This is a genomic window from Acinetobacter sp. I-MWF, from assembly GCF_025433935.1.
GTDB classification, from domain to species: domain Bacteria; phylum Pseudomonadota; class Gammaproteobacteria; order Pseudomonadales; family Moraxellaceae; genus Acinetobacter; species Acinetobacter guillouiae.
Map to the genome: position 1 here is coordinate 1 of NZ_JAMBAR010000029.1, position 535 is coordinate 535.

The following is a 535-nucleotide window of genomic DNA, read 5'->3' on the forward strand; positions in this document are numbered from 1 at the left end:
CCTTTGCGTTTGATGACTGGATCGAACACCCCGCCGGCCTGGGCAGTATTCCGGCCGCCAACCACGGCGCCGAAGTGGCGATCGTCGGCGCCGGGATCGCCGGCCTGGTGGCCGCCTACGAACTGATGAAGCTGGGCCTCAGGCCCGTGGTGTACGAGGCCTCGAAGATGGGCGGCCGTTTGCGCTCCCAGGCGTTTGAAGGCGCCGAAGGGATCATCGCCGAGTTGGGCGGCATGCGTTTCCCGGTGTCGTCCACCGCGTTCTACCACTATGTCGACAAGCTCGGCCTGGACACCAAACCCTTCCCCAACCCGCTGACGCCGGCTTCCGGCAGTACGGTCATCGACCTGGAAGGCCAGACCCACTACGCACAAAAACTGTCCGACTTGCCTGCACTGTTCCAGGAAGTGGCTGACGCGTGGGCCGACGCCCTGGAAGCCGGCTCGCAGTTCGGCGATATCCAGCAAGCCATTCGCGACCGCGATGTGCCGCGCCTCAAGGCGCTGTGGAACAAACTCGTGCCGCTGTGGGACGA

Annotated in this window: 1 protein-coding gene; it reads left to right on the forward strand. The window is 65.0% G+C overall.

Translation table 11 applies throughout. From position 1 onward, the window contains the following. Positions 1-535: flavin monoamine oxidase family protein (locus tag M2R48_RS21215; RefSeq protein ID WP_262087604.1), on the forward strand; the 535-nt coding region annotated here is incomplete at both ends.